This is a genomic window from Acidovorax sp. 59 (genome assembly GCF_002754175.1).
GTDB lineage: Bacteria > Pseudomonadota > Gammaproteobacteria > Burkholderiales > Burkholderiaceae_C > Acidovorax > Acidovorax delafieldii.
This window is the reverse complement of sequence record NZ_PEET01000001.1, coordinates 4,117,276-4,142,749: the sequence shown is the minus strand read 5'-3', so window position 1 is coordinate 4,142,749 and position 25,474 is coordinate 4,117,276. Positions and strand designations below refer to the sequence as shown.

Here is a 25,474-nt window from a genome sequence, read left to right as displayed (position 1 = left end):
GCGAGGGCAGCCGAGCAAGGGCCGCCCCGCAGCAAGGGCTGCGTCTCCCTTCCCGGCGTAGCCGAGAGAAGGGGGAAGGCGCCCAAGGCGACTCAGGGGGATACCTCTACTACGCCATGGTTTTGCGCAGCCATTCGGCAAACGCTGCGCATTCCCACCGGTCCATGGTGCCCGTGCGCCAGCACAGGTAGTGCGCGTGGGGGCTGGCGGTGTCGGTGTCAAACAGGCGCACCAGTGTGCCGTTCTCCAGCCAGGGCGCGCCCAGCTTCAGGCGTACCAGCGCCACGCCCATGCCGGCAGCGGCGCCATCACACATCAGGCCGATGTCGTTGAACTGCGAGCCCTCGCTGGGCTCGGCCCAGTCGAGACCCGTGGCAGCAAACCAGGTGCGCCAGGGCTCCAGCGGGCTGCGCAGCAGGGGCACGCCCTCCAGGTCTTCGGGCCGGTCAAAGGGACCATGCTCGCGCACGAACGCGGGCGAGGCCAGGGGCGTGACCACGTCGCGCGCCAGCTCCACATGCTCCACGTCGGCATAGTGGCCGGGGCCAAAGCGCACCATCAGGTCGGCGTCTTCGGCCACCACGTCCAGCAGCGGGATGGAGACCTGCAGCGCCAGGTCGATCTCGGGATAGGCCTCGGTGAACTGGCGCAGGCGGGGGATGAGGATGGTGCGCGCAAACGTGGGCGTCACGGCCAGTTTGAGCCGCCGCCGCCCAGGCGCGGCCGCCTGGCCGGGGAACCGCTGCAGCGCACCCAACCCCTCGCGCACATGGGCCAGGTAGGCGCTGCCCTCGGTGGTGAGCGAAAAATCGGCCCGGCCAAACAGCCGCACCCCCAGGATCTGCTCCAGCTGCTTGACGCGGTGGCTCACGGCGCTGGGCGTCACGCACAGCTCGTCGGCCGTCTGCGTCACGCTGCGCAGGCGGGCCAGCGCCTCGAAGGTCAGCAGGCACTGGATGGGCGGGATGCGCCGGGCGGCGCTGCTGAGGAAGGAGGACGGGGCTGCCGTGGCCATGGGAAAGCTGGACTAGCGGAAGATGACTGTCTTGTGGCCGTTCAAGATCACGCGGTGCTCGCTGTGCCACTTCACGGCGCGGGCCAGCACCTGGCTTTCGGTGTCGCGGCCGCGGGCCGTGAGGTCTTCCACGGTGTCGGTGTGGTCGGCGCGGGCCACGTCCTGCTCGATGATCGGGCCTTCGTCCAGGTCGGCCGTCACATAGTGGGCCGTGGCGCCGATCAGCTTCACGCCCCGGTCATGGGCCTGGTAGTACGGCTTGGCGCCCTTGAAGCTGGGCAGGAAGCTGTGGTGGATGTTGATGGCCCGACCGGCCAACTTTTGACATAGGTCAAGAGAAAGTATCTGCATGTAACGGGCCAATACCACCAACTCGGCCCCTTCGCCCTCGATAATCTCAAACTGTTTGGCTTCGGCCTGGGCCTTGGTGCTGCCCGTCATCGGGATGTGATGAAACGGCACGTTGTAGCTGGCCGCCAGCTGGTAGAAGTCGCGGTGGTTGCTGATGATGGCGCGGATGTCGATGGGCAGCAGGCCACTCTTCCAGCGGAACAGCAGGTCGTTGAGGCAGTGGCCTTCCTTGCTGACCATGAGCACGGTTTTCATGGGGGCTGCCGTGGCGTGCAGGCTCCAGTGCATGTTGTAGGGCTCGGCAAAGCTGGTCAGGCGCGCTTTGAGGGTGGGGTGGTCGTGCTGGTCGCAGGCAAACTGCACCCGCATGAAGAACAGGCCCGTGGCGTGGTCGTTGTACTGCGCGGCTTCTTCGATGTTGCCGCCATGCTCCAGCAAAAAGCCGGAGACGGCGTGCACCAGCCCCAGGCGGTCGGGGCAGGACAGGGTAAGGATGTAGGCGTTGGTCATAGCTGTGCAATTGTCGCAGCAAGGGCCAAAGGCCGTGAAACCGTGAAATCAACAAGGAGCGCAAGAAGCGCAATGGGCAACGAGGGCTATGCCTCATCACTGGTCCCCTGGCGGGGCATGCTGCTGTACCTGGTGCTGGGGGTGGCCTGGGTGTTTGCGGGCGATGTGTTGCTGGCCCACTGGGTGACCGACCCGGCCCTGCTGACCCGTTTTCAGACCTGGAAGGGCTGGGGCTATGTGGCGCTGACCAGCGGCCTGGCCTGGTGGCTGCTGCGGCGCATGCGCCGCGCCGAAAAGGTGCGCATGGCCATGGCGCAGGAGCTGACGCAGATCGTGCGCCATGCGCCGGCCGGGTTTGCGCGGGTGGCGCTGGACGGCAGCTTTCTGTGGGCCAACGCCCGCCTGTGCGACCTGCTGGGGGCCACGCCCGCGCAGACGCTGGGCCTCAATTTTCGCGATGTGATGATCGCCCAGGACCCTGACTGGGCGGCGTCGCAACTGGAGCGCCTGCTGGCTGGCGAGATCGACCACTATGTGGGCGAGCGCCACTGCCTGCGGCTGGACAACGGCCGCCGGGCGCCTGTGCTGTGCACCGTGACGCTGGCGCCCGAAGTGGGCGATGAGCCCGCGCACCTCGTGTGTGTGGTGCAGGACCTCGACGAGATCAAGGCCGCGCGGGCCGCGCTGCAGCGCAGCGAGGCCCGCCAGCGCCTGGCGGCCACGGTGGTGGACAACACCATGGAGGGCGTGGTGGTGACCGACGCCCACAGCCGCATCCTGTCGGTCAACGCGGCGTTCACCCGCCTGCTGGGCTATACCGAGGAGGAGCTGCTGGGCAAGACCCCGCGCGTCTTCAAGTCGGGCCGCCACGACAAGGCTTTTTATGAGGCGATGTGGTCGGCGCTGACCGAAACCGGGTACTGGCAGGGCGAGATCTGGAACCGCCGCAAGAACGGCGAGATCTTCCCGGAGCACATGTCCCTGTCGGCCGTGCGCGACCCGGCGGGCGAGATCACGCACTACGTGTGCATGTTCACCGACATCTCCGAAGAAAAGGCCCAGCAGCGGCAACTGGAATACCTGGCGCACAACGACCCGCTCACGGGCTTGTCCAACCGCACCTGGTTCGGGCACCAGCTGGAGCTGGCGGTGCAGGAGGCGCAGGGCAGTGGCGAGCACATCGCCGTGCTGCTGCTCAACCTGGACCGCTTCAAGGACGTGAACGACAGCTACGGCCATGCCACTGGCGACGAGGTGCTCAAGCACATTGCGCGGCAGGTGCAGTCCGCCCTGCGGCCCGGAGACGTGCTGGGGCGCATGGCCGGCGACGAGCTGGCCGTGGTGGCGCGCAACCTGCGCCATGCCGATGGCGCCGCCGCCGTGGCGCGCCACCTGATCCGCGCCGTGGCCGAGCCCTGGCGTTCGCCCGACGGGCTCGAGGTGGTGGCGGGCGTCAGTGTGGGCATCTGCATGTTCCCGGAGCACGCTGGCACCACCGAGCTGCTGCTGCAGGGCGCCCACGCGGCGGTCTATGGCGCCAAAGCGCGCGGCCGGGGGGCGTGGTGCTTCTTCCACGAGGCCATGACCCAGGCGGCCCGCGAGCGGCTGGAGCTGGAGTCGCGCCTGCGCCTGGCGCTGGCCCAGGGCCATCTGCAGATGTACTACCAGCCCCAGATCGACATTGCCACCGGTCGCATCCAGGGCGCCGAAGCCCTGGTGCGCTGGAACGACCCGCAAGAGGGGCTGATCTCCCCCGCGCGCTTCATTCCCGTGGCCGAGACCTCTGGCGTCATCGGCCCGCTGGGGGAATGGGTGGTGCGCGAGGTCTGCCGCCAGGGCCAGCAATGGCGTGATGCCGGGCTGCCCCCGCTGACCCTGGCGCTGAATGTGTCGCCGCGCCAGTTCCACCTGACCGACTTGGCCGGTTGCACGGCGGCCGCGCTGCAGGCCAGCGGGTTCCCCGCGGCACTGCTGGAGCTGGAGATCACCGAAAGCGCCCTGGCCGAACGTACCGAAGAAGCCCGCCAGGTGCTGGTGCGCCTGCGCGAGCTGGGGGTGCGCATCGCGGTGGATGACTTTGGCACCGGCTATTCGTCGCTGGCGCAGCTCAAGCGGTTTCCCATCGACGTGCTCAAGATCGACCAGGGATTCATCCGCGATATTCCGCAAAGCGAGGACGACATGGCCATCAGCGCTGCCATCATCGCCATGGGGCACAGCATGGGCCTGTCGGTGCTGGCCGAGGGGGTGGAGACCGAGGGCCAGCTGGCCTTTCTGCGTGATCGGGGCTGCGACGCCTACCAGGGCTACCTGTGCAGCCGCCCTGTGCCCGCCGACGATTTTGTGGCGCTGCTGCGCGCGCAGGCGGAGACTGCTGCCGCCGCGCAGGGCTGAATAGGGTGAACAGGCCCTGAGTGCGCTCAGACCTTCTGTCCGGGGGGCGCAGGGCGCCACTGCTCGCGCAACTCTGCGCACACATCACGCGGAGGCAGCGCCGGGGTCTGGACCACGGCATCTGCTTGTGCACCTGATTTGATAGCGGCCGGCGCATGTTCCACCTGCGCGATCACTACTTTTGACACCAGATTTGCCGGCCAATGCGTTGGCACGCCCAGGTGGCGCAGCACATGGCCGCCGCCAGCCACCAGCAGCACCGTCTGGCCGGATCGCAACGCTTCCTGGGCCGTCCGGGCCATGCTCGCGTCGCGGGCGATCTGGATGCGGGCCATGGGCGCAATTTGCGACTCCGGTAGCAGCCCGCAATGGCCGTCGCGCAGCGCCTGGTATTGCTGCGCCAGCGCGGGGGCGGGCAGGTGCCGGTCCCAGGCGGTCTCCGCCATGGCGGCCCGCATGCGGGCGCGGGGCAGGTTGCCTCCCAGCACGGGCACGCCGGCGCCCACGGCCGCCATCACCACCGGGCCATAGGCCTGCCATGGCCAGGCGGCGTTGTCCCATTGCAGGGCGGCCTGGGCCTGCGCTTCGCTGGCATCGCGTGGCAGGCCCCGGGTGCTGTGGCCCCGCTCGGCCATCTCCATCACCACGGCCGCCAGCTGCCCGCGCGCAGACAGCCACGCCACGGCCTCGCGCTGCAGGCGCTGGTGGTCGGGTGCATCGTGCTGCTCGCCCAGCAGCAGTACATCGGCGGGAAGCAGGCTCTGCAAGCGGTCGGTCCAGAGGGGGGAGAGCGGCGTGCCGGTGGCAGGGGCGTAGGCGCAGCCAGCCAGCGCCACGGTGACGCTTCCCAGCACCAGCCAGGTACGCAGGAGAGGGAGGGGTAGTCGTTGCATGGCTCCATGCTACGCGGGCCGCTCTTGACCCAGGTCAAGGTTGTGGTGATGCCCCTTCCCTACACTGCGCCATGCGCTCCCGTCCCACGCTCTCCACCAAACTTCTTGCCATGGGCGCGGGCTTCTTGTTGGTGGCGCTCGCGTCCATCGGCCTGACCCTGTGGGTGACCTGGAAGCTTGAGGGCGGCGCAGCTGCGGTCAACGAGGCGGGCCGCCTGCGCATGAACATGTTGCGCATGGTGCTGGTGCTGCAGACCGAGCCACCCGAGGCCGTGCAAGAACGCGCCCGCCAGTTCGACGCCAGCCTGGAGTTGCTGCGCACGGGCGATCCGTCGCGCCCCCTGTTTGTGCCGTGGAGCGATGAGACACGTACGCGGTTCGATGGCATCCGCGCCCGATGGGCCGAGGCCCGCACCGGGTGGGTCAGCGCATCGCCCCCGGACCGCGCCCGGAACCTGGCAGAGGCTGATGCCTTTGTGCAGCAGGTCGATGGTTTTGTGGATGCCATCGAGATCCAGATCGCGGGCTGGACTGCCGCGCTTCACCTGTTCCAGCTGTTCATGATGGCGCTGGCCATCGTGGCTGCCGTCACCTTCATGGCGGTGAGCTATCTGCTGGTCATCAATCCCGTGGCACGTCTGCAGCAGGCTCAGGCCCGACTGCGCCAGGGCGAGCTGGGCACGCGGCTGCCGGTGGATACGGATGACGAGTTCGGTCAGCTGTCGGCGGGCTTCAACCTCATGGCGCATGCACTGCAGGCATCGCACGACGAGCTGGAGCACAAGGTGCGCGAAAAGACCGCCAGCATCGCTGTGCAGAACCAGCGCCTGGCCGCGTTGTATGAGGTGAGCGCGCTGGCCAGCACGGCGGGCAGCCTGGAGCTGCTGGCCCAGGGTTTTGTGCAGCAGATCCGCCGCGTGGCGGGGGCCGACGCAGCTGCCGTGCGCTGGTCCAATGAGGCCAACGAACGCTATGTGCTGCTGGCGGGCGACGGCCTGCCGCGCACCATGGCCGAAGGCGAACACTGCCTGCACACGGGCACCTGCCTGTGCGGCCAGCCGCAGGCCCAGGCGCGCACCCGGGTCATTCCCATCACACCGTCCACCACGGTTGCCTTGCCCCATTGCCGCGAGGCGGGGTTCCAGACCATGGTCACCATCCCGGTGCAGATGCTGCAGCGCCTGCTGGGCGAGGTGGATCTGTTCTTCCGCTCGCCGGTGGAGCTGACTGATGAACTGCGCGACCTGCTCGAAGCCATGACGCGCCACCTGGCCAGTGCCATGGAGGGCCTGCGTGCCACCGCGCTGGAGCGCGAGGCGGCGGTGGCTGAGGAGCGCAGCCTGCTGGCCCGGGAGCTGCACGACTCCATTGCCCAGTCGCTGGCCTTCCTCAAGATCCAGACCCAGCTGCTGCGCGATGCCGTGGCGCGCGGCGATGAGGCCAAGCGCGACCGCAGCATCGGCGAGCTGGATGTGGGTGTGCGCGAGTGCTATTCCGATGTGCGCGAGCTGCTGGTGCACTTCCGCACCCGCACCAGCGAGGAAGACATCGAGTCAGCGCTGCGCGCCACCTTGTCCAAGTTTGAGCACCAGACCGGCATGGCCACCACGCTGGGCATGGTGGGCCACGGCTTGCCGCTGGCGCAGGACGTGCAGATCCAGGTGCTGCACATGGTGCAGGAGGCCTTGTCGAACGTGCGCAAACATTCGGGCGCCACGCGGGTGGATGTGCTGGTGCACCGCCATCCACGCTGGCGCTTTGAGGTGCAGGACAACGGCACTGGCTTTGAGGTGGCCTCCGTGCCACCGGACTCGCTGCATGTAGGCCTGGGCATCATGCGCGAACGGGCCCAGCGCATTGGCGCGGTGGTCCAGGTGGAGTCCGCTCCGGGGCAGGGCACCCGCGTGTGCATCGAGCTTCCCTCGATCGCACCCACGCCGCCTCACCAGCCCGCCGCATCCACCCATTCAGCGGGTTCGATATACGCCGTAGCCCCCCAACAAGCCATCATGCCATGACGACCTCCGTATCGCCCGTTGCCACAACCCCCGCGTCAGCGCCGACGACACCGCCGGTCACGCTGCTGGTTGTGGACGACCACACGCTGTTCCGTCGCGGGCTGATCGCGCTGCTGTGCCAGTATGAGGGCCTGTCCGTGGTGGGCGAGGCGGGGGATGCCGCGCAGGCCCTGCGGCTTGCGCCCCAGCTGCAGCCGCAGGTGATCCTGCTCGACAACCACCTGCCCGGCGTCATGGGCGTGGATGCCATCCAGGGCCTGCGCGAGGTGTCACCCACCTCGCGCGTGCTCATGCTCACTGTGAGCGAGGACGCGCAGGACCTGGCAACCGCGCTGCGCAACGGCGCCCAGGGATACCTGCTCAAGACCATCGACGGCGAGCTGCTGGCCCAGGCTATTCATCGCGCTGCCCGGGGCGAGCCCGTGGTCAGCCCCGAGCTGATGGGCAAGCTGGTGGCGGCGTTCCAGTCGCAGGGTGCGCCCGAGGTCCCACCTTCGCCGATGGCCCCGGCTGACGCAGCGGTGGCTGCCCCCAACGGTTTCACCCCGCTGTCGCCGCGCGAGGAAGACGTGCTGCGCGAGATCGCCCGGGGTGCGAGCAACAAGGAGATCGCCCGCACGCTCGACATCGCCGAGACCACGGTGAAGATCCACGTGCAGCACATCCTGCGCAAGCTGGGCCTCAGCTCGCGCGTGCAGGCAGCGGTGTACGCCTCGGACCGGCAGCGCGCCGAATAGCGCGGGTTCCTGCGCGTGGCGTGCAGGCGCTACTGCCGTACAACACATACTCCATAGTTCTTTCGGACGATGCCCTGCACCGGGTAACTAGTCCCTCTGCCGCGCCGCACACCCTCTAGTGAAGGATGTGCAAAGGTCGCCACAAACGCGACCATTCCTCTCATGCAAAAAGAGAGGAATCGCGCAATGGCCAATGCAACCCTGCCCCCGGGCGACAGCCCGCAGCGCACTCGCCAGGCTTGGTCGGTGCTGATCGTTAGCACCTTCGCCTTCACGGTCTGCTTCATGGTGTGGATGATGTTTGGCGTCATCGGCATCCCCATCAAGAAGATGCTGAACCTGAACTCCACGCAGTTTGGGCTGCTGATGTCCATGCCCGTGCTCACGGGCTCGCTGGTGCGGGTGCCCCTGGGCATCTGGACCGACAAGTTCGGTGGCCGCATCGTGATGGCGGCCGTCATGGCCACCACCGTGCCTGCTATCTGGCTCATGAGCTATGCCACGGAGTACTGGCACTTCCTGACGATCGGCCTGTTCGTGGGCTTGGCGGGGGGCTCGTTCTCAGTGGGTACGCCTTATGTGGCGCGCTGGTTCCCCAAGCATCGCCAGGGCACGGCCATGGGTGTGTATGGTGCGGGTAACTCGGGTGCAGCCGTGAACAAGTTCGTGGCGCCGGTGCTGCTGGTGGCCTTCGGCTGGACCATGGTGCCGCAGGTGTATGCGGCCATCATGCTGGGCACCCTGGTGCTGTTCTGGCTGTTCAGCTACAGCGACCCGGCCCACCTGGTGCCCAGCAACGTTAAGTTCACCGATCAGCTCAAGGCGCTCAAGGATCCCAAGGTCCTCAAGTACTGCCAGTACTACAGCATCGTGTTTGGCGGCTATGTGGCGCTGTCGCTGTGGATGGTGCAGTACTACGTGGGCGAGTTTGGCCTTGATATCCGCGTGGCGGCGCTGCTGGCCGCGTGCTTCTCGCTGCCCGGTGGTGTGCTGCGCGCCATTGGAGGCATGCTGTCCGACAAGTACGGCGCCCACAGCGTGACCTGGTGGGTGATGTGGGTGAGCTGGATCTGCCTGTTCCTGCTGAGCTACCCCCAGACTGATTTCACCATCGTCACCGTCAACGGCCCCAAGACCTTCCACATCGGCCTGAACGTGTACCTGTTCACCGGTCTCATGTTTCTGCTGGGCATTTGCTGGGCCTTCGGCAAGGCCAGTGTCTTCAAGTACATCAGCGACGACTACCCCCACAACATCGGCGCCATCAGCGGCATCGTAGGTCTGGCTGGTGGCCTGGGCGGGTTCGTGCTGCCGATCCTGTTCGGTGCGCTGATGGACCTTACCGGCATCCGCTCCAGCGCTTTCATGCTGATGTACGGCGTGGTGTGGGTCTCGCTCATCTGGATGTACTTCACCGAAGTGCGCAACACCCGTCTCATGGGTTCGCAGGGCGCTGTTGCGCAACCTGCCGCCCGTTGATTTTTCAAGGAAAACTCACCATGTCTGCCACCACCACCAGCGGGCGCCAGGGGCGTCTGCTCACCCTCTGGGCCCCGGAGGATAAATCGTTCTGGGAGCGCGAAGGCGAAGCCATCGCCAAGCTCAATCTCTGGATCTCGGTGCCCGCGCTGTTCCTGGCCTTTGCCATCTGGCAGGTCTGGAGCGTAGTCGCCGTGAGCCTGCCGGGCCTGGGCTTCAAGTATTCGACCAACCAGCTGTTCTGGCTGGCGGCAGCGCCCGCGCTCTCGGGCGCCACGCTGCGCATCTTCTACTCGTTCATGGTGCCGCTGGTCGGTGGCCGCCGCTGGACGGCGATCTCCACCGCCTCGCTGCTGATCCCGGCCATCGGCATCGGCTTTGCGGTGCAGGACAACACCACGGCCTACCCCACCATGCTCATTCTCGCGCTGCTGTGTGGCCTGGGCGGCGGCAACTTCAGCTCCAGCATGGCCAACATCAGCTTCTTCTTTCCGAAGGAGCGCAAGGGCTCCGCGCTGGGTGTGAATGCGGGCCTCGGTAACCTGGGCGTGTCGGTGGTGCAGTTCCTCAGCCCTCTGGTCGTTACGGCCGGTATCTTTGGGGTCTTTGGTGGCGATGCACAGACCATTGTGAAGAACGGCCAGACCGCGCAGGTGTGGACGCAGAACGCCGCCTTCATCTGGGTGCCATGGATTGCGCTGACGGCGCTGGCCGCCTGGTTCGGCATGAACGACATTGCCGATGCGCGTGCCTCGTTCGCTGCGCAGGCCGCCATCTTCAAGCGCAAGCACAACTGGCTGATGTGTGTGCTGTACCTCGGCACCTTCGGGTCGTTCATCGGTTATGCCGCAGGCTTCCCGCTGCTCATCAAGAGCCAGTTTCCTAACATCAACCCCCTGGCCTACGCCTGGCTGGGGCCGCTGGTGGGTGCGGTGGTCCGGCCGTTTGGCGGGTGGCTGGCCGACAAGCTCGGCGGCGCGCGCGTCACGCTGTGGAACTTCATCGTCATGGCGATTGCCGTGGTGGGCGTCACGGTGTTCCTGCCATCCGCAGGCAATGAAGGTCAGTTTGCAGGCTTCTTCGTGTGCTTCCTGGTGCTGTTCCTCACGACCGGCATCGGCAATGGCTCCACCTTCCGGATGATCCCCGTGATCTTCCTGACCGAAGCCATGCGCGGTGTGGACCCCCGCAACACTGCAGCCGCGGCCCAGGCCAACAAGGAAGGCAACACCCTGGGCGCCGCCACGCTGGGCTTCACGGCCGCCATGGCGGCCTACGGCGGGTTCTTCATTCCCAAGAGCTATGGCAGCTCCATTGCGCTGACCGGCAGCCCCCATGCCGCGCTGTGGACGTTCTTCGCCTTCTACCTCGTTTGCATCGTGATCACCTGGTGGCACTACGCGCGCAAGAACGCCGCCATGCCTTGCTGATGACCCCTGAACAGAACAGAACAGAACAAGGAGCCCCCGATGAGCCATTTCCTCGACCGCCTTTCGTACTTCTCCCAACCCCGCGAGACCTTTGCCCAGGGCCATGGCGAAACCAACGGTGAAGACCGCACCTGGGAAGATGCCTACCGCGACCGCTGGGCACACGACAAGATCGTGCGCTCCACGCACGGCGTGAACTGCACGGGCAGCTGCTCGTGGAAGATCTACGTCAAGGGCGGCATCGTCACCTGGGAAACCCAGCAGACCGACTACCCCCGCACCCGGCCCGACCTGCCCAATCACGAACCCCGTGGCTGCGCGCGTGGCGCCAGCTACAGCTGGTATCTGTACAGCGCCAACCGCGTCAAATACCCCATGGTGCGTGGTCGCCTGCTCAAGCACTGGCGCGCTGCCATCGCCTTGGCCAAGAGCCCGGTGGATGCCTGGGCCAGCATCGTCGAAAACGATGCCTCCAAGCGCGAATGGCAAAAGCAGCGCGGCCTGGGCGGCTTCGTGCGCAGTACCTGGGAAGAAGTCAACCAGATGATTGCTGCGGCCAACGTGTACACCATCAAGAAGCACGGGCCGGACCGCATCATCGGCTTTTCGCCCATTCCGGCGATGTCGATGATTTCGTACGCCGCTGGCAGCCGCTACCTCAGCCTCATCGGCGGCGTGTGCATGAGTTTTTACGACTGGTACTGCGACCTGCCCCCCAGCAGCCCGCAGACCTGGGGCGAGCAGACCGACGTGCCCGAGTCGGCCGACTGGTACAACAGCTCGTACATCATTGCCTGGGGGTCCAACGTGCCCCAGACACGCACGCCCGACGCGCACTTCCTGACCGAGGTGCGCTACAAGGGCACCAAGGTGGTGTCCATCACGCCCGACTACTCCGAAGTCGCCAAGCTGGGCGATCTGTGGATGCATCCCAAGCAGGGCACCGACGCTGCCGTGGCCATGGCCATGGGCCATGTGATCCTGAAGGAGTTCTACTTCAAGGACGGCGGCAAGGGCCGCTCGGCGTACTTTGATGACTACGCACGCCGCTACACCGACCTGCCACTCCTGGTGGTGCTGAAGGAAAAGACGCTGCCGGATGGCCGCACGGTGATGGTGCCCGACCGCTATGTGCGCGCCAGCGACTTTCCGAACAAGCTCGACCAGTCCAACAACCCCGACTGGAAGACCGTGGGCTACGACGAACTGGGCCAGGTCACGCTGCCCAATGGCTCCATCGGCTTCCGCTGGGGGGCCGACGGACGTGCCGACCAGGGCCTGTGGAACCTGGAGAACAAGGAAGCGCGCACCGGCAACACTGTCAAGCTCAAGCTTTCGGTGATCGAGGACGGCGCGCAGGCCCATGAAGTAGCTGATGTGGCCTTCCCGTACTTCGGCGGCGTGGCAACGCCCAACTTCACGGCCAACGAACAAGGCGGCGACGTGATGGTGCGCCGCGTGCCGGTGTCCCACCTGGAGCTGGCTGGGCACGAAGCCCAGGGCCGGGTGATGGTGGCCACCGTGTTCGACCTGCTGGCTGGCAACTACGGCATTGATCGGGGTCTGCCCGGCGAAGAGCAGGGCGTCACCTACGACAGCGACCGTCCCTACACGCCCGCCTGGCAGGAAAAGATCACCGGTGTGCCGCGCGATCAGATCATCACCGTGGCCCGCCAGTTTGCCGACAACGCGCACAAGACCCACGGCAAGTCCATGGTCATCATCGGTGCGGCCATGAACCACTGGTATCACAGTGACATGAACTACCGCGGCATCATCAACATGCTGATGCTCTGCGGCTGTATCGGTCAGAGTGGTGGCGGTTGGGCGCACTACGTGGGCCAGGAAAAGCTGCGCCCACAGACCGGCTGGACGGCGCTGGCCTTTGCGTTGGACTGGATCCGCCCACCGCGCCAGATGAACAGCACCAGCTTCTTCTATGCCCACACCGACCAGTGGCGCTACGAGAAGCTGGGCATGGAGGAGGTCCTCTCGCCGCTGGCCGACAAGAAGGCTTATCACGGCGCGCAGATCGACTACAACGTGCGCGCCGAGCGCATGGGCTGGCTGCCATCCGCCCCCCAGCTCAAGACCAGCCCGCTGCAGGTGGCCAAGGACGCCGCAGCCCGGGGCATGGACGCCAAGGACTACGTGGTCCAGTCACTGAAAGACGGCAGCCTGCAGATGAGCTGCGAAGACCCGGACCACCCCGCCAACTGGCCGCGCAACATGTTCGTGTGGCGCTCCAACATTTTGGGCTCGTCGGGCAAGGGGCATGAATACTTCCTCAAGCACCTGCTGGGCACCACCCACGGCGTGCAGGGCAAGGATCTGGGCAAGGACGAAGCCAAGCCCGAGGAAGTGCAGTGGCACACGAACGCGCCCGAAGGCAAGCTGGACCTGCTGGTCACGCTCGAATTCCGCATGAGCACGACCTGCCTGTACTCCGACATCGTGCTGCCCACGGCCACCTGGTATGAGAAGAACGACCTCAACACCAGCGACATGCACCCCTTCATCCATCCGCTGTCCACAGCGGTGGACCCTGCCTGGCAGGCCAAGAGCGACTGGGAGATCTACAAGGGCTTCGCCAAGGCCGTGAGCGAGGTCAGCGTGGGCCACCTGGGCGTGGAAAAGGACGTGGTGCTCACACCCATCATGCACGACACGGCCGGCGAAATGGCCCAGCCCTATGGTGTGCGCGACTGGAAGCGGGGTGAGTGCGAACTCATCCCCGGCAAGACGGCGCCGCAGGTCACCGTGGTGGAGCGCGACTACCCCAACCTCTACAAACGCTTTACCGCGCTGGGCCCGTTGATGGAGAAGGTGGGCAACGGCGGCAAGGGCATTGGCTGGAACACGCAGACCGAGGTGGGCCAGCTGGGTGACCTGAACGGCCGCGTCAAGGAAGAGGGCGTGACACAGGGCATGCCCCGCATCGTGACCGACATCGACGCCACCGAAGTGGTGATGATGCTGGCCCCCGAAACCAACGGCCACGTGGCCTGCAAGGCCTGGGAGGCCCTGGGCAAGCAGACCGGGCGCGACCACGTGCACCTGGCGCTGCACCGCGAGGACGAGAAGATCCGCTTCCGCGACATCCAGGCGCAGCCGCGCAAGATCATCAGCTCGCCCACCTGGTCCGGCCTGGAGAGCGAGAAGGTCAGCTACAACGCGGGCTACACCAACGTGCACGAGTACATCCCATGGCGCACCCTCACGGGCCGCCAGCAGTTCTACCAGGACCACCCGTGGATGCGTGACTTCGGCGAAGGCTTTGTGAGCTACCGTCCACCGGTACACCTCAAGACACTGGAAGAAGTCGAAGGCAAGAAGCCCAACGGTAACCGCGAGATTGCGCTGAACTTCATCACGCCGCACCAGAAGTGGGGCATCCACAGCACGTACAGCGACAACCTGATGATGCTCACGCTCAACCGGGGTGGCTCCGTGGTGTGGCTGAGCGAAGACGACGCCAAGGTCGCGGGCATCGTGGACAACGACTGGGTCGAGCTCTTCAACGCCAACGGCGCCATTGCAGCCCGCGCGGTGGTGAGCCAGCGCGTGAACCCCGGCATGGTGATGATGTACCACTCGCAAGAGAAGATCATCAACACCCCAGGCTCCGAGATCACCGGCACCCGTGGCGGTATCCACAACTCGGTCACGCGCATCGTGCTCAAGCCCACCCACATGATTGGCGGCTACGCACAGTACAGCTACGGCTTCAACTACTACGGAACCATCGGCACCAACCGCGACGAGTTCGTGCTGGTGCGCAAGATGGACCGCGTGGACTGGCTCGACGATGAGCCTGTCTCCGGTACCGCAGCCCACGCCTGAAGCCAAGGAGAAACACGATGAAAATTCGCGCACAAATCGGCATGGTGCTGAACCTGGACAAGTGCATTGGTTGCCACACCTGTTCCGTCACCTGCAAGAACGTCTGGACCAGCCGCCCCGGGGTGGAATACGCCTGGTTCAACAACGTCGAGACCAAGCCCGGCATCGGCTACCCCAAGGAATGGGAAAACCAGGACAAGTGGAATGGCGGCTGGGTGCGCAGCCCCGACGGCTCCATCGCGCCCCGCCAGGGCGGCAAGTGGAAGCTGCTCATGCGCATCTTCGCCAACCCCAACCTGCCGCAGATCGACGACTACTACGAGCCCTTCACGTTCGACTACGACCACCTGCAGTCCGCGCCTGAAACCAAGGCCGCACCCACGGCCCGCCCGCGCAGCCTGATCACCGGCAAGCGCATGGAGAAGATCGAGTGGGGCCCGAACTGGGAAGAAATCCTGGGCGGCGAGTTCAGCAAGCGCAGCAAGGACAAGAACTTCGACGATGTGCAAAAGGACATCTACGGCCAGTTCGAAAACACCTTCATGATGTACCTGCCGCGCCTTTGCGAGCACTGCCTGAACCCGGCGTGTGTGGCATCGTGCCCCAGCGGCTCGATCTACAAGCGCGAGGAAGACGGCATCGTGCTGATCGACCAGGACAAGTGCCGTGGCTGGCGCATGTGCGTCTCAGGCTGCCCCTACAAGAAAATTTACTACAACTGGCAATCGGGCAAGGCCGAGAAATGCATCTTCTGCTATCCCCGCATCGAAGCGGGCCAGCCTACCGTGTGCTCCGAGACCTGCGTGGGCCGTATCCGGTATCTCGGCGTGCTGCTGTACGACGCAGACCGCATCCAGGAAGCCGCCAGCGTGGAGCGCGACCGGGACCTGTACCAGGCCCAGCTCGACATCTTCCTGAACCCGAACGATCCCGATGTCATCAAGCAGGCCCGCATCGACGGCATCCCGGACAGCTGGATGGACGCCGCCCGCAACAGCCCCGTCTACAAGATGGCGGTGGACTGGAAGGTGGCCCTGCCGCTGCACCCCGAGTACCGCACGCTGCCCATGGTCTGGTATGTACCGCCCCTGTCGCCCGTCACGGCCGCTGCCAATGCCGGCCATGTGGGCGTGAATGGCGAGATTCCCGACGTGTCGCAGCTGCGCATTCCTGTGCAGTACCTCGCCAACCTGCTCACCGCCGGTGACACCGGGCCCGTGGTGCGGGCGCTGGAGCGCATGCTGGCCATGCGCACCTACCAGCGCGACAAGCATGTGGAGCAGCGCCAGAACCTGTCGGTGCTCAAGCAGGCGGGTCTGTCGATGGCGGAGGTGGAGGAGATGTACCACGTGATGGCGATTGCCAATTACGAGGACCGCTTCGTCATCCCATCGGCCCACCGCGAATACGCAGAAAACGCGTTCGACATCCGCGGCGGCTGCGGCTTCTCGTTTGGCAACGGTTGCTCCGACGGCGCCACCGAGACCAGTATGTTCGGTGGCAAGAAGCCGCGGACCATTCCCATCAAAGCGACTGTTTGAGCGACACGGAAGGAATCACCATGTTCAAGAAGAACCCGACCTCCGTGCGCCTGACCCTGCGCGCCCTGGGCTACCTGCTGAGCTACCCCGATGCGCAGCTGCGCAGCGTGATGCCACAGCTCATCGACGCCCTGCAGGCCGAGCAAGCCCTGACGGCCGAGCGCATGGAGGAGTTGAAGGCGGTGTGCGAGCACCTGGCTGCACTCGACCCGCTGGAAGCCGAAGCCCGCTACGTGGACAACTTTGATCGCGGCCGCCAGACCTCGCTGCACCTGTTCGAGCATGTGCACGGCGACTCGCGTGACCGGGGCCCGGCGCTCGTCGACCTGTTGCAGACCTACGAGAAGGCAGGCCTGCAGTTCCAGGCCGAGGAGCTGCCCGACCACCTGCCGGTGGTGCTGGAGTTCGCCTCTACCCAGCCGCCCGAAGTGGCCAGGGATTTTCTGGGCGAAATGGCCCACATCCTCAATGCGCTGTTCAGCGCCCTCGTGGCGCGCAACAGTCCCTACGCCAGCGTGATCGCCGCCGTGCTCGAAGTCTCGGGCCAGCGTGTGCAGTCGGTGGCGCTCACGCCCGAGCCGCCCATGGACGAGGTCTGGGCCGAGCCCGAAGCGTTTGGCGGTTGCAGCACCCAGGGCCAGTCCAAGCCCGACCAGCCGCAGCCCCTGCATTTTGTTCGTACCCCCCGCGCCGAGCGGGCACCCGAAGGAGTCTCAGCATGACCACCTGGCTTGACACCCTGCTGTTTGGCATCTATCCCTACATTTGCCTGGCCGTGTTCTTCATCGGCAGCTGGGCGCGGTTTGACCGTGACCAGTACACCTGGAAGAGTGATTCGTCGCAGCTGCTGCGCACCGGCAGCCTGCGCTGGGGCAGCAACCTGTTCCACATCGGCGTGCTGTTCCTGTTCTTCGGCCACACGGTGGGCATGCTCACGCCGCACTTTGTGTACGAGCATTTCATGAGTGCGGGCGCCAAGCAGCTCATGGCCATGGTCTCCGGCGGGATCGCGGGCACGCTGGGCTTCATCGGCCTGTCCATCCTGCTGCACCGCCGCCTGTCGGACCCTCGCATCCGCGCCACGTCCAAGACCAGCGACATCCTGATTCTGGTGCTGCTGTGGCTGCAACTGGCACTGGGCCTGGCCACCATTCCGCTGTCGGCGCAGCATCTGGATGGCTCCATGATGATGAAGCTGGCCGAGTGGGGGCAACGGGTGGTGACCTTCCGCAGTGGCGGGGTGGAGCTGCTGGCCGAGGCGGGCTGGATTTTCAAGGCCCACATGTTCCTGGGCATGAGCATCTTCCTGATCTTCCCCTTCACCCGTCTGGTGCATGTGTGGAGTGGCTTTGGCACGCTGGCCTATGTGCTGCGCCCCTACCAGGTGGTGCGTGCGCGCCGCTTGAACCTGCCCCCAGGCCACATGCAGTCGCAAGACCGCCGCGCCTGAAATCCACCGACTATCAAGGAGCACACCATGAGCGGATGTGGAACCGGGAGCTGCGGATGCGGCTCCACTGACAGCGGCGTGGCGGCAGCACCTGCCAGCACGCTGACCCCGACGCAGGCTGCGGCCTACGAGGCCCTGGTGGCAACGATGGACGATGTGCCTCTGCAAGCCACCCTGGCACCACAAGCCGGCGCCATGGGGGGCAGGGGCTTGGTGGCAGCCGAGGTGGCACGCGTCAATGGCGTGGCCCTCAATGCCCCGCACGAGTCGCTGGACGAAGAGGCCCTGCGCCAGCGTGCGTGTACCGAGCTGCTGCGCCAGGCGGCGCAACAGGCGGGCCTTCTGCCCGCGAGCGATGTGCCGGGTGTTGAGGGGGCTATCAGCGTCCAGGCCTCCAATGCCATTGAGCAGTTGCTGGAGCGTGAGCTGGACCTCCCTGACCCTTCAGAAGAAGCCTGCCGCCGTTACCACGACGCCCACCCTGCGGCACACGCCCAGGGAGAGCGTGCCCAGCTGCGCCATGTGCTCTTTGCCGTGACGCCGGGGATAGATGTGAAGCAGTTGCGCCTGCGGGCCGAGGCCTTGCTGATTGAGCTGCGCTGCGCGGACGATGGCGGTGCCCAATTTGCCAAGGCAGCAGCCCAGTGGTCCAACTGCCCCAGTGGCCAGCAGGGCGGCGACCTGGGCTGGCTCACCCGCGCCGATTGCGCCCCCGAGTTCGCCCGCGAGGTGTTTGGCGGCGCCGAGATCGGCGTGCTGGCGCGCCTGGTGCACAGCCGCTTTGGCCTGCATGTGGTGGAGGTGGTGGCCCGTGACCCCGGGCAGCAGCCCTCGTTTGAGGAAGTGCGCCAGGCCATCGCGCTCACCCTGCGCCAACAGGCCTGGGTGAATGCGTTGCGCCAATATTTGCAGCTGCTGGCGGGCGCCGCCGTGGTCGAAGGGGTGGCGCTGGACGCGGCCGACACACCGCTCGTACAGTAATTGCTCCACGCACCACCGTTATCTGATTGCCTGCCCATGCCCGACGAGTTGCTGGACCGCTTGCGCCGCTTCCATGACGACGCTTTCCCCCAGTATCGCCAGCAGTTCCAGGCGCTGGTGGACGAAGGGCAGCATCCCACCACCTTGTTCATCGGGTGTTCCGACTCCCGCCTGGTGCCCTATCTGCTGACTGGTGCGGGGCCGGGCGAGCTGTTTCTGGTGCGCAATGTGGGGGCGTTCATCCCGCCGTACGACGGGTCGCATGGCCACCATGGCACCACGGCGGCCATCGAGTTCGCAGTGCTCAATCTGCAGGTGCGCCGCATCGTGGTGTGCGGCCACAGTCACTGTGGGGCCATCAAGGCGATGTATGGTGAGGTGTCGCCCGAGGCCCCCAACCTCAACCGCTGGCTGGACCTGGGGCGCGAGGCCCTGTTGCCCATGCAGCCGGGTCCCGAGGTATTGCGCCGCACCGAACAGCGCGCAGTGGTGCTGCAGCTGGAGCGCCTCATGGAGTACCCCATGGTGCGCAGCCGGGTGCAGTCGGGCCAGATCAGCCTGCACGGTTGGCACTATGTGATCGAGGACGGCGAAGTGCATGTGTTCGATGTCCAGACCGGTGGATTTGTGCCCGCTTCGCAGTCGGACCACAGCGGCACCGGCCCCTACCAGCCCTACGTGGAGCATGATGGGCAGGTGCTGGTGGACGAGTGAGCGGCCACCGACTTGCCATGGCGCTGCATTCGGAGTGGAATGAGCGCTCCTTGACGGAACGCAACCCCGTTTCAGCCTGAAACCCAAATCATCGGCCCCCATGAAACGCGAACCCCAGCCCCCACTCAACCCCACCTCGTCCCTGCAGCCCATCAGCCTGGATGTGCTGCGGGAGAAATACCTCAAACCCGGCGAAACCACGGCCGACGAGCTGTACCAGCGCGTGGCACGGGCCCTGGCCTCGGTCGAAAAACCCGAGCTGCGCGAAAAGTACGAGGCCCTGTTCCTCGCCAACCTGAAGGCGGGCGCCATCGGCGCAGGCCGCATCATGAGCGCAGCAGGCACCGACATCCAGGCCACCCTCATCAACTGCTTTGTGCAGCCCGTGGGTGACTGCATCCAGGGCGTGGATGACGAAGGCTTTCCGGGCATCTACGAAGCGCTGCGCGAGGCGGCCGAGACCATGCGCCGTGGCGGGGGCGTGGGCTACGATTTCTCCCGCATCCGTCCCAAGGGCGCGCAGGTGAAGGCCACCGCCTCCATGGCATCGGGGCCGTGCAGCTACATGAACGTGTTCGACCAGTCCTGCTCCACCGTGGAGAGCGCTGGCGCACGCCGGGGTGCGCAGATGGGCGTGCTGCGCATCGACCACCCGGATGTGCACGAGTTCATCACCGCCAAGCGCACGCCAGGCCGCTGGAACAATTTCAATGTGTCGGTGGGGGTGTCGGACGAGTTCATCCAGGCCGTGCAGAACAACGCACCGTGGGAGCTGGTGCACAAGGCCCGCCCCGGCACCGCACTGCTGGCCCAGGGCGCTCGCCAGCGCGCCGATGGCCTGTGGGTCTACGCTACCGTGGCCGCGCGCGAGCTGTGGGACACGATCATGAAGTCGGCCTACGACTTTGCCGAGCCTGGCATCCTGTTCCTGGGGCGCATCAACGAAGACAACAACCTGCATTACTGCGAAGACATTGCGGCGACCAACCCCTGCGGAGAGCAGCCGCTGCCGTCCTATGGCTGCTGTGACCTGGGCCCCATCATCCTCACCCGCTTTGTGCGGCACCCCTTTGGCTTTGGGGGCGTGGCCGCGTTTGACTTTGACGCATTCACCCAAGCCGTGGCGCTGCAGGTGCGTGCACTCGACAACGTGCTCGATGTGACCTACTGGCCGCTGCCGCAGCAGCGCGATGAGGCCATGGCCAAGCGCCGTATTGGCGTGGGCTTTACCGGCATGGGCAACACGCTGGCCATGCTGTGCCTGCGCTACGACCTGCCTGAGGGCCGCACCATGGCCGCGCGCATTGCCGAGTGCATGCGCGACGCCGCGTACGCCTCGTCGGTGGATCTGGCGCGCGAGAAAGGTGCGTTTCCAAAGTTCGATGCGCGGGGCTACCTGGCGGAAGGCACGTTTGCGAGCCGGCTGCCCGAATCGCTCAAGGCCGCGATCCACCAGCACGGCATCCGCAACAGCCACCTGTTGTCCATCGCGCCCACGGGCACCGTGAGCCTGGCCTTTGCCGACAATGCCTCCAATGGCATCGAGCCGCCGTTCTCGTGGATGTACAAGCGCAAGAAGCGCGAGTCCGACGGCAGCACCACCGAATACGCTGTGGAAGACCATGCCTGGCGCCTGTACCGCGAGCTGGGTGGGGATGTGGAGGCGTTGCCGGACTACTTCGTCTCGGCCCTGGCCATGCCGGCCGAAGGCCACATCGCCATGATGGAAGCCGTGCAGCCTTTTGTGGACACGGCCATCTCCAAGACCGTCAACATTCCCGCGGACTACCCCTACGAAGGGTTCAAGGACCTGTACCTGCAGGCCTGGCGCGCCAAGCTCAAGGGCCTGGCCACCTACCGGCCCAACAGCATTCTGGGTTCGGTGCTCGAAACCCATGCGGAACCTGCGTCCGCGCCCGCTGCGGCGCCTGTGGCGCCACCCGCACCCCCGGTGGACCCCATGCGCACCGTGATCGAAAGCCGTCCGCAAGGGGGCCTTTCGGCGGTGGCTGAGAAGCTTGAATACTGGACGCAGGAAGGCCACAAGACCCTGTACCTCATCGTGTCCTTCCTGCCCGTGCCCACGGGCGTGGGCAACGGTACGGTGGACCGCGCCATCGAGTTCTTCATGCCGGTGGGCCAGAGCGGCGAGTCGCAGCAGTGGATCACGTCCAGCATGCGCATGCTGTCGCTCGCAGCGCGCGGCGGTTTTCTGGAGCGGGCGCTGTCGGACATGCGCAAAGTCGCCTGGGACCGCGGCCCGGTGCGCCTGGGCACCCACCGCAAGGACGACGGCACGCTGGTGCCCATGTGGCACGACTCCGAGGTGGCGGCCATGGCCTATGCCATCCAGAACATCCTGGCGCGCCGCGTGGCCGACCCGGTGCAGCAGCAACTGCCGCTGGACGAGCCCGCCCCGCTGCCCGTGGCCGTGCCCCAGGCCATGGCGGGCAAGAAGTGCAGCGAATGTGGCGCCCATGCGGTCATCCGCAAGGACGGCTGCGACTACTGCACGCAGTGTGGGCACCTGGGGAGCTGTGGATGAACGGTCGGGTCCCGCATCGGCCTTCCCGGCACACACGGTAAGCATTGGAAGGATTCCCCATGTCTGTCATTCCCTGGCCGTTGAACCCTTCGTCTCGCGCGCAGCCTGCTGCAGCGCGGGCCAGTGCGCCTGACGATGTGGCCGGGCTGGCGGCGGCGTTGATCCAGTCACGCCAGACCATTCTGCCCAAGCGCCTGGGCGGGCCAGGCCCCAATGCTGCCGAGCTGGCGCAGATCCTCCAGGCCGCAGCCCACGCGCCAGACCATGGCCAGCTGCTGCCCTGGCGCTTCATCCTGGTGCCGCAGGCCGCGCGTCCGCCGCTGGCCGATGTGTTTGCGCAGGCCCTGCTGGAGCGCGACTCTGCCGCCACCCCCGAGCAGGCCGAGCAGGCACGCGAGAAGGCGTACCGCTCCCCGGTGTTGCTGTTGGCGGTGGTGGATGCCGAGCGGGGCGACGCCGAGATTGATCTGGCCGAGCGCACCGTCTCTGCGGGCTGTGCCGTGCAGAACATGCTGCTGATGGCCACCGCGCAAGGCTACGGTTCGGCACTGACCAGCGGCAAGGCGCTGAAGGCGCCGAGCCTGCGGGCCTTGTTTCAGCTGGCGGCCTCCGAGCAGGCCCTGTGTTTCATCAGCATCGGCACCGTGTTGTCGCGCAAGGCGGTGCGCGCACGCCCTGCGGCAGGCGCCTATGTGAGCACACTGGATGCCAAGCGGGGCGTGGTGCCTGGATTTTGAAGCGCGCCGGTGGCCCCCACCTTTCATTGATTGCGAGACCTTTTCATGGATATTTCCAGTTTTGACGACCTGCTGCAGGCTGCGCGCATGCAACCCGAGCCGCAGCGCCTGCTGTTCGTCTTCGCGGCGGTGGAGCTGCCCGACGACGCCACCCCGGCGCAGCGCGCGCGCTTCGAGGCCGGGCAGGGCGGTGCCCTGGTGCCGCTGATGTGTGTGGACAAGACGCCGCAGGAACTGGCATCGTTCGACGCACTGGTGACCGAGGCCCGCCAGTTCACCGCCCCCGGCCACGACTGGGCCATCGTGTTTGCGGCGGCGATGTCCGGCACGCTGAACCAGGCGCCCAGCAGCGCCGATGCCGAGGCGCCCTTGCAGCGCATGGTGGATGCGATCAAGGGTGGGGCGCATGGGGCGTTCATTCCGTTTGACCGCCAGGGCCACCCTGTGCGGTTTGGCTGAGGCCTGCCATGGCACAGGCGTCCGTACCTGCGTCCGCATCCGCACCTGCACCCGTATCTGCACCCGCATCTGCACCCGTATCTGCACCCGTATCTGCTGCCGCGCCAAGGCATCTGCCCGGCTTCAGCGCACCGGCCGTGGGCTTTGAGCAGCCTTTTGCCATGCTGGAGGCCTGCCACGAGCGCGTGCAACGCACGCTGGGTTTGCTGGGCCGCTTGCGTGAGCATGTGCGAAAGCAGGGCGTTGACAACGATGCCCGCCAGGCCGCGCGGGATGTGCTGCGTTATTTCGACATCGCCGCACCGCTGCACCACCAGGACGAAGAACTGCATGTGTTCCCCCTGCTGCTCGCCCAGGCCACGCCCGAGGTCCGGGCGCTGGTCACGCGCCTGCAGCACGACCACGTGGCCATGACCACCGACTGGGCAGCGGCCCGGCCCGGGCTGCAAGCGTTGCTGGATGAAAGCGCCACCGGCTTCACGCCCCAGGACGAGGCCGCGCTGGACCGTTTTGCAATGCGGTATGACGCCCACATCGCCGCCGAAGAAGGCGTGGCCTACCCTGCTGCTGCCGCTTTGCTGCCGCCCGCGTCCTTTGCGGCGATGGGGCAGGAGATGGCTGCGCGGCGGGGTGCGATCTGATTGCTATCAAAAATATAGCTTCAAGCGCATATTCGACTAGCGCAAGAGGCCGCTAGGGCTGAAATTTAGGCGCCTGCTGCCCCAGGGGCAGCTTGGCGCCCGGTGCCACGCGGCCGTTGCCCGGTGGCGATGCCAGCCGTTCCGTCTGGGCAGCGCCTTGGCGGCTGCGGGGCCAGCGGCTCGCGCGATACTGCGGGGTTGCGCGCGCGCCCCGCCGCGCCTGTTTGCTTGCCTGCCTGCCGTTTCCCGTATGCGCCCCCTCTTTATTGTTCGCACCCTGGCCACCCTGGCCTTGGCGTGGGCCGCTGCCGCTGCCTGTGTGGCCCTGCAGACCCCGCTGCCCTGGATGATCGGCCCACTGCTGGCTACTTCTGTCGTGTCGATGGCCGGCGGCCCCACCGAAAGCTGGGGCCCGCTGCGCAACGCCGGGCAATGGACGATTGGCGCCGCGCTAGGCCTGTATTTCACGCCCCAGGTGGTCGCGCTGATCGGCGGCCTGTGGTGGGCCATCGTGCTGGGCATTGCGTGGGCGCTGTTCCTGGGCTGGCTGTTTGGTGCCTGGCTTTACCGCGTGCATGCGCCCCGCATGCACGGTGTTCCTGCACCGATGCTGCGCGCCACCAGCTACTTTGCCGGCGCGATTGGGGCGGCGTCCGAGATGACCTTGTTGTCCGAGCGCGAAAACGCACGCACTGACCTGGTGGCCGCCAGCCACAGCTTGCGGCTGCTCATCGTTACGTTGACCATTCCGTTCGCGCTGCAGTTCAGCGGCCTGCACGGCCTCGATATCCTGCCGCCCACGCTACGGGTGGTGAACTGGCCGGGGCTGGCGCTGATGGCGCTGCTGACCGGTGCAGGGGCGTTGCTGATGGACCGGCTGGGCCGCGCCAACCCTTGGTTCATGGGGGCGATGCTGGTGTCCATGGGCCTGACCATGGCGGGCCAGAGCCTGTCGGCGGTGCCCCAGGGCATGGTCAACGCAGCGCAGCTCGTGATCGGGGTGAGCCTGGGCGTGCGGTTTCGCGCGGAGTTCTTGCACACTGCGCCGCGCTGGCTGGCGTCGGTGGCGCTGGGCACGGTGGCGTTGATGGGCGTGTGCGCACTGTTTGCCGCTGCCCTGGCCTGGGCGACGGGGCTGCCCTGGGTCACCTTGCTGCTGGGCACTTCGCCCGGCGGCATCACCGAGATGGCCATCACGGCCAAGGTGCTGCAGCTGGGAGTGCCGGTGGTCACGGCGTTCCAGGTGTGTCGGCTGATTGCGGTGCTGATGCTGGTGGACCCGCTGTACCGGCGGATCTATCCGCCCGGCGCACCCGAAGGCGCGGCGGGCTGAACTAACGCACGGGCCTTGGTTGCGGCGTCAGTGCACCACCACCGGGTGTTGTGCCAGGCCCGCGTAACGGTCTAGCGCGTCTTCCACTTCTTCCTGGGTCGGCGTGTCGCGCTGCCAGGCCAGGATCTGTTCCTGGAACATCTCGGCCCAGGAACCGTCCAGGTAGACCTCTTTGCCGGAGCGCTTGTCCACGATTTCAAAACCATGGCGCGCAAGCTGGGGAACGGCGGGGGCGGTGTCGTTGAGCACCTGGGCGCTCTTTTTCTCCACGGCATCGGGCAGCATATGGACCACCACGAAGGATTCTGAGTCGTAGAGCATGTGCATCGTGTTCCCTTTGTCGATATAGATGTCAGATGACAGCGGGTGCGCAGAGTTCAAGGGCCCCGGGCCAAGCCACGGC

The 25,474-nt window shown here is 66.2% G+C and carries 20 protein-coding genes; 16 read left to right on the top strand and 4 right to left on the bottom strand.

Going from position 1 to position 25,474, the window contains the following annotated elements; genetic code table 11:
• Positions 1–109 precede the first annotated feature (109 nt).
• Together CLU87_RS18860 and purU are read right to left on the bottom strand one after the other, a co-directional pair.
• The gene (locus tag CLU87_RS18860; RefSeq protein ID WP_056059867.1) at positions 110–1,015 is read right to left on the bottom strand and encodes a LysR substrate-binding domain-containing protein; all 906 of its coding nucleotides are present in this window, start codon (positions 1,013–1,015) and stop codon (positions 110–112) included.
• Positions 1,016–1,027: 12 nt separating this feature from the next.
• Positions 1,028–1,876 carry a formyltetrahydrofolate deformylase gene (gene purU / locus CLU87_RS18855; protein WP_056059864.1) on the bottom strand — a complete coding sequence of 283 codons (849 nt, stop codon included), beginning with the start codon at positions 1,874–1,876 and terminating at the stop codon, positions 1,028–1,030.
• A 72-nt stretch (positions 1,877–1,948) separates the two neighbouring features.
• Here purU and CLU87_RS18850 point away from each other — a divergent pair, with 72 nt between their 5' ends.
• A complete protein-coding gene (locus CLU87_RS18850) occupies positions 1,949–4,270 on the top strand; it encodes a bifunctional diguanylate cyclase/phosphodiesterase (RefSeq protein ID WP_199170849.1) in 2,322 nt (773 codons plus the stop codon).
• Between the two features lie 26 nt (positions 4,271–4,296).
• On the opposite strand, the gene CLU87_RS18845 is transcribed toward CLU87_RS18850, so the two are convergent.
• A complete protein-coding gene (locus CLU87_RS18845) occupies positions 4,297–5,163 on the bottom strand; it encodes a ChaN family lipoprotein (RefSeq protein ID WP_099731455.1) in 867 nt (288 codons plus the stop codon).
• A gap of 71 nt (positions 5,164–5,234) precedes the next feature.
• On the opposite strand from CLU87_RS18845, the gene CLU87_RS18840 reads away from it, so the two are divergent.
• The 15 genes from CLU87_RS18840 (at position 5,235) to CLU87_RS18765 (ending at position 25,071) form a co-directional block, all read left to right on the top strand.
• Positions 5,235–7,181: a type IV pili methyl-accepting chemotaxis transducer N-terminal domain-containing protein gene (locus CLU87_RS18840; protein ID WP_233193819.1), complete on the top strand. Its 1,947-nt coding sequence runs from the start codon at positions 5,235–5,237 to the stop codon at positions 7,179–7,181.
• Positions 7,178–7,918 carry a response regulator gene (locus tag CLU87_RS18835; protein ID WP_099731454.1) on the top strand — a complete coding sequence of 247 codons (741 nt, stop codon included), beginning with the start codon at positions 7,178–7,180 and terminating at the stop codon, positions 7,916–7,918. Before CLU87_RS18840 ends, CLU87_RS18835 begins: the two co-directional genes overlap by 4 nt.
• 186 nt (positions 7,919–8,104) lie before the next feature.
• Positions 8,105–9,397 (top strand): nitrate/nitrite transporter, encoded by a 1,293-nt coding sequence (locus CLU87_RS18830; protein WP_099731453.1) that lies wholly within the window; start codon positions 8,105–8,107, stop codon positions 9,395–9,397.
• Positions 9,398–9,417: 20 nt separating this feature from the next.
• On the top strand, positions 9,418–10,827 hold the full coding sequence (locus tag CLU87_RS18825; protein WP_099731452.1) for a NarK family nitrate/nitrite MFS transporter: 1,410 nt from the start codon (positions 9,418–9,420) through the stop codon (positions 10,825–10,827).
• A 39-nt stretch (positions 10,828–10,866) separates the two neighbouring features.
• Positions 10,867–14,670: a nitrate reductase subunit alpha gene (locus tag CLU87_RS18820; protein WP_099731451.1), complete on the top strand. Its 3,804-nt coding sequence runs from the start codon at positions 10,867–10,869 to the stop codon at positions 14,668–14,670.
• A 17-nt stretch (positions 14,671–14,687) separates the two neighbouring features.
• The gene (gene narH, locus CLU87_RS18815) at positions 14,688–16,211 is read left to right on the top strand and encodes a nitrate reductase subunit beta (RefSeq protein WP_099731450.1); all 1,524 of its coding nucleotides are present in this window, start codon (positions 14,688–14,690) and stop codon (positions 16,209–16,211) included.
• A gap of 20 nt (positions 16,212–16,231) precedes the next feature.
• A complete protein-coding gene (gene narJ / locus CLU87_RS18810; RefSeq protein ID WP_099732247.1) occupies positions 16,232–16,933 on the top strand; it encodes a nitrate reductase molybdenum cofactor assembly chaperone in 702 nt (233 codons plus the stop codon).
• Entirely contained in the window at positions 16,930–17,661 is a 732-nt protein-coding gene (narI, locus tag CLU87_RS18805) for a respiratory nitrate reductase subunit gamma (protein WP_056059835.1), read from the top strand. Before narJ ends, narI begins: the two co-directional genes overlap by 4 nt.
• Before the next feature lie 147 nt (positions 17,662–17,808).
• Complete coding sequence (locus CLU87_RS18800; protein ID WP_369804343.1) at positions 17,809–18,642, top strand: peptidylprolyl isomerase; 834 nt, start codon at positions 17,809–17,811, stop codon at positions 18,640–18,642.
• A gap of 36 nt (positions 18,643–18,678) precedes the next feature.
• On the top strand, positions 18,679–19,356 hold the full coding sequence (locus CLU87_RS18795; RefSeq protein WP_015012284.1) for a carbonic anhydrase: 678 nt from the start codon (positions 18,679–18,681) through the stop codon (positions 19,354–19,356).
• A gap of 100 nt (positions 19,357–19,456) precedes the next feature.
• Positions 19,457–21,901 (top strand): adenosylcobalamin-dependent ribonucleoside-diphosphate reductase, encoded by a 2,445-nt coding sequence (locus CLU87_RS18790; RefSeq protein ID WP_099731449.1) that lies wholly within the window; start codon positions 19,457–19,459, stop codon positions 21,899–21,901.
• A gap of 59 nt (positions 21,902–21,960) precedes the next feature.
• Entirely contained in the window at positions 21,961–22,638 is a 678-nt protein-coding gene (locus CLU87_RS18785; RefSeq protein ID WP_199170848.1) for a nitroreductase, read from the top strand.
• Positions 22,639–22,683: 45 nt separating this feature from the next.
• Positions 22,684–23,097, top strand: a complete 414-nt coding sequence (locus CLU87_RS18780) for a ribonucleotide reductase subunit alpha (RefSeq protein ID WP_099731448.1) — start codon at positions 22,684–22,686, stop codon at positions 23,095–23,097.
• An 8-nt stretch (positions 23,098–23,105) separates the two neighbouring features.
• On the top strand, positions 23,106–23,738 hold the full coding sequence (locus CLU87_RS18770) for a hemerythrin domain-containing protein (RefSeq protein ID WP_369804325.1): 633 nt from the start codon (positions 23,106–23,108) through the stop codon (positions 23,736–23,738).
• A 250-nt stretch (positions 23,739–23,988) separates the two neighbouring features.
• Positions 23,989–25,071, top strand: a complete 1,083-nt coding sequence (locus tag CLU87_RS18765; RefSeq protein WP_099731447.1) for an AbrB family transcriptional regulator — start codon at positions 23,989–23,991, stop codon at positions 25,069–25,071.
• Positions 25,072–25,098: 27 nt separating this feature from the next.
• On the opposite strand, the gene CLU87_RS18760 is transcribed toward CLU87_RS18765, so the two are convergent.
• Entirely contained in the window at positions 25,099–25,398 is a 300-nt protein-coding gene (locus CLU87_RS18760; protein ID WP_099731446.1) for a DUF3567 domain-containing protein, read from the bottom strand.
• Positions 25,399–25,474 lie beyond the last annotated feature (76 nt).